At 56.8% G+C, this 4,146-nt stretch carries 5 protein-coding genes; 1 reads left to right on the top strand and 4 read right to left on the bottom strand.

Features of this window, described 5'->3' with window-relative positions; translation table 11 throughout:
* Positions 1 to 431 precede the first annotated feature (431 nt).
* The 3 genes from IQ273_RS31205 to IQ273_RS31195 form a co-directional block, all read right to left on the bottom strand.
* On the bottom strand, positions 432 to 884 hold the full coding sequence (locus tag IQ273_RS31205; RefSeq protein ID WP_194026974.1) for a hypothetical protein: 453 nt from the start codon (positions 882 to 884) through the stop codon (positions 432 to 434).
* Complete coding sequence (locus IQ273_RS31200; RefSeq protein WP_228054244.1) at positions 877 to 1,578, bottom strand: DUF5671 domain-containing protein; 702 nt, start codon at positions 1,576 to 1,578, stop codon at positions 877 to 879. Before IQ273_RS31200 ends, IQ273_RS31205 begins: the two co-directional genes overlap by 8 nt.
* 184 nt (positions 1,579 to 1,762) lie before the next feature.
* Complete coding sequence (locus IQ273_RS31195; RefSeq protein ID WP_194026973.1) at positions 1,763 to 2,011, bottom strand: hypothetical protein; 249 nt, start codon at positions 2,009 to 2,011, stop codon at positions 1,763 to 1,765.
* A 278-nt stretch (positions 2,012 to 2,289) separates the two neighbouring features.
* Here IQ273_RS31195 and IQ273_RS36195 point away from each other — a divergent pair, with 278 nt between their 5' ends.
* On the top strand, positions 2,290 to 2,529 hold the full coding sequence (locus tag IQ273_RS36195) for a helix-turn-helix transcriptional regulator (RefSeq protein WP_194026972.1): 240 nt from the start codon (positions 2,290 to 2,292) through the stop codon (positions 2,527 to 2,529).
* 100 nt (positions 2,530 to 2,629) lie between these two features.
* Here the strand turns inward: IQ273_RS36195 and IQ273_RS31185 are convergent.
* Positions 2,630 to 4,146, bottom strand: a 1,517-nt coding sequence (locus IQ273_RS31185; protein ID WP_228054241.1) for a GTP-binding protein, incomplete at its 5' end; no start/stop codon positions are given.

Below are 4,146 nucleotides of genomic sequence, written 5' to 3'. Positions count from 1 at the left end.
TTGACTCAATTGGTCTTGCAGTTGACGATACAAGAGGGGTGTTTCCATGAGACTGGCCTTGAGTTGGGGAATTCAAGCCTCTCATGAAATGCCCCTTCCCATCTACCCTGTCTCATTTGGGACTCCTTTCACAACAACCCTTTCAGGACTTTTCTGCACCACCAAGGTCACCTGGGTTAGGACATCCATAAAGCCTGAGAACGTTCAAACGTTTGAACGTTCTCAGGGAAACAGTCCTCACCAGACTGGCTACAGCTATAGTTAGGAATTATGCAGCATCGACGGCGGCAGCATTCCTTTCGCCCGCTGAGCAAAGCCCTAAATCAGGGCAATTCTGGCAACGAAAATACCCGAGTTTTTTGCTTTCTCTCAAGGGCGCAAGGCCTGTGCCATTGGGTACGGGTATCTTCTTTCCCGAAAATCTCCCTGCGTTAATAACCCGTCGTCGGAAACTCCGTCACGTCAAACTCAAAGCAGTGCCTTCCGGCTGGGTGCTGCCAGCGCTCGGCGTCGGGGTTAGCTCGCTGATCGTTCAGGCGCTGGGTGCTGCTGTCGGTGTCGAAGGTGGCGCACAGCTCAAAGCTGCGATCGCCTAACCGCTCGTACTCGTAGGGCTGGTTGGTCAGCGGGTCATTCTGAATACCTGTTGATTCTAGGGCTGGGGGCAGCTGAAAGTCTTCTCCAGCATTGAGATAGCGGTTGTGGAACTCCTGCGCGATCGCCGCCAAGTCCTGCAATCGCTGGCGATCGGCGGCCAGATCCCGCTGCCGCCCCGGTGTGCCCAGTACCCAGAAGCCTGCCGCGATCGCGGCAATCACCGCCGCCGTTGCCACCCCGGCAAACGCCCGATCAAACGCCTTATGACTCACTCTTTCACTATTCATGGGCCAAACTCTCTTGGTTTAACCGGAGAACCTTAGGGGCAGGCTTGCGCCGAATCCAGTCGAAGTAGTACCACAGCACCCCGCCGTCGAGCACCAGCACCACCAGCACCTTGAGCAAAAAGCGCGGCGTCAGTTCGCCCCGCAAAAACGAGGTCAAAAACGCAATCACGGCGCTAATGGCAATAATGGCCGCGATCAATAAGGTCAGGTAGGTCAACCACTTACGCACTCCCGAAAAATGCTTTTCGCGGTGGGCCGCTAGGTCGTAGTTGATCTGTCGCATCAGCCCCAGGTATACCGGATAGGCCACCAGCAGCCGAGCCAGGGCAAAGGCCACTTGCCACGACGGGTCGCCGTAGGTGCGGTTAAGGCTATCCGGGATCAGGTGGTTGACAAAAATAAACGCCATTTCTCCTAAGGCCTGAATCCAAATGCCCAGGGTGACAAAGGCGAGCAGATAGAAAAATGCATCTCGCGCTAGCTCGCCTGAGGTGCCGCGCGGTGTGGGCAGAGGGCGACCCACCAGTTCTTCGTACACTTCAAAAAAGGCCCGCTCGACCTCGCGGGAGGGCCAGCCGTAGTCGCGCAGCAGCTTGCTGATGAACTCGTCGGTGGCACCGCGATCGCGGGCCAGCAAAATGAACTGCACCAGCTCACTGCGGCGATCGGGGGGTGGGGGAATGTCTGTACTCATGGGCCTACGGTAATACGCGGCGAATGCACTGACTATAACCAGCCAGCCACCTGTTTGACTGGTCAAGCGGTCGGGGTTATGTGCTACAGGCGGTAAATCCTGAGGGGGCAAACGGTTGTTTGTCCCTACGGCAGACTCCTGTAGGGGCAAACAACCGTTTGCCCTGTCAACGGCGTTTGCGCTGTCAATGGCGTATCCATTTGGTGAGAATGCGGATGGGTTGGCCGGTGGTGGGGTCGAGCTGGGGTTTGCTCCAGGCGCGGGGTTCGGCAAAGCCGATGCGGTGCAGATGGGCGATGACTAGCTCCATGCCGCTGGCGGTGCCGATCAGCATGACGCGCACGGGTTCGCGGGGGTCGGTGGGCTCTGAGTTTGGTGGGCTGCCGGAGGGTGGCAGGTTATAGATTTCGCTGTTGGGGATGAAGTCTGACATGGCGATCGGTGGGTAAAAGATGATGAAAGGGATCCAGACCTCCGAGTTTTTACAAAACTCGGAGGTCTTTTGCCGCAAGAAACTCCACGAAGAGTGCGAAACCCTCCGCGAGATGGGAAACTGTGACATGGCAAACGGAAACAGGCTGAAGCTTTTGAGCTAGCCAGTTAGGCTCGGAGGAATCCATCTATCCAAGCGAGCTTGTAATCCACAACAACAATCCAAGCACGCTTGTAATAAGCGTGTCAAGTATACGTGTATAAGACTGCTTGTAATTAATGGTTGATGATGCCCCACAGCCCAAAGAGTCTCCCTTGAAGCGACGCAGGGAAGAACTTGGGCTGACTCAGCGGGATATTGGCTTGGCGCTAGGCAAGACTGACCAGACCATCAGTAACTGGGAAACTGGGATCTATGAGCCGAAGATGACTCCACGAGAGTTCAAGAAACTTTGTGAGCTTCTTAAATGGTCAATAGAGGACATGCCCGAAGACTTTGGGCCATTATTAAGTAGTTGAAAATTTTTAGATTTTAAAAATCCACAAAATTTAAGCCAGGTTTGCAAAATGAGAGATGTTTTGAAGATCTATCACTCTGCACAGGAACAATGTTCCTTTATTAAGGCGTAATCTTTGCTCGCAGTTCGTCTTTGATGCGGTTCAAGATCGAGTCTTCGTCGAGGCCGTCGAGAATTTCAGTAATCACAGCTCTTGGCCCCTCTGGTCCCCAGGTCGCGCCGTTGGTGAGGTAGGTTTTAGTAATTTGGCCAATGCCATAGGTAGCCAGGCCCGCCACCCCGCCCTGGGCCAGGGCCACAGGCACGTAAGGGGCCAGCGATAGGCCGCCTGTCGCGATCGCCGATACCCCCAGCACCCCCTTCAGCGAGCTAAGGCCGAGAGTAATCACCAACTCGCTGATGGTAATACCGCCCAGCCCCAGGGCAATCTGCTGGAGCAGCTTGAGGGCGGCGGGGCGGGTCATCGGCAGGCCATAGAGCCGCGACAAATTGAGAATCAGCATCACATCGACGACGGTACCGCCCACCAGGTCAGCGACGGTAACAGGGTTGAGGGCAACAGCGACGGCTTTGATCAGAGTGGCATTCCAGATTGTGTCGTCGGCAATGCGATCGCAGATCTGCTTTTTGCGGGCCAAAATTTCGGCGCTCACCCCTTCGGCGTACATCAGAGTGTTGAGGGCAACCAGAGCCTTGCCCTCGCGGTGCAGAATGTCGAGAATTTTGAGTTTGAGATCATCTACCTGGGGCTGAGCGCGCACGGTCTGGTAGGCGACAGTGCCATCAGGTTGGGGGGTAGCCTGCACAGCCAGGGGTGAAGCGGCAGCCATGACGATTTCGTCGGGCGAGATCAGGTCTTGTAGGCGGCGATCGCGCAGAGTTTCGTAAAGAATTTGGCGATCGGCCTCGGGGTACTGGTCAATTTTGTTGAACACCAGCAGCATGGGCTTGCTGGCCTGGCGCAGGGCTTGCAGCGCCTCATACTCAACCCGAGTAATGTCGCCCGCAATCACAAACAAAATTAGATCGACCTGCTCAGCAATGCGGCGGGCCAGGGCGGCGCGATCTTCACCATCCACTTCGTCGAGGCCGGGGGTGTCGATTAGCTCAATGCGCGACTGACCCAGGCTCTTGAGCGAAACTCGCAGCAGGTCGGGGGTGTCCTCTCCTAGAGAATCTTGGCTGACCTGCCAGTGGCTGCCCTCCACCACTTGGGTCACGCCGTGGGTGGGGCCAGTGGTAAACACCTCCTGGCCCAGCAGCGCATTCAGCAGCGACGACTTGCCCCGCCCCACCAGGCCAAAGGCGGCGATGTGTACCACCGTATTCTCCAGCTTGTCGATTAGGCCCCGCAGGTTTTGCAGAGCGTCTTCGACCCCGGCCTGCTCGCGAGGGGTGAGGTTGAGCCGCTGCACCAGGCTCCCCAAAGCCGCCTGGGCACGACGGTAGTTGAGGTCGTCGTTTAGGTCTTGAAAGTCAACGACTAAATCGCCCAGCTCTTGCTCAACCGCTTCCCAGGTGGCGGGGTCAGCGGCGGGCAGAGCGAGGGGCGTACCCTGCACCGTGGCAACAAGTTCACCCAGCTCGGCCTCGACCTCTTCCCAGGTAGTGTCGGGGG

This window comes from Nodosilinea sp. LEGE 07298, assembly GCF_015207265.1.
Classification (GTDB): Bacteria; Cyanobacteriota; Cyanobacteriia; order Phormidesmidales; family Phormidesmidaceae; genus Nodosilinea.
The sequence above is the reverse complement of the archived record's forward strand: the minus strand, read 5'-3'. Positions and strand labels throughout refer to the sequence as shown.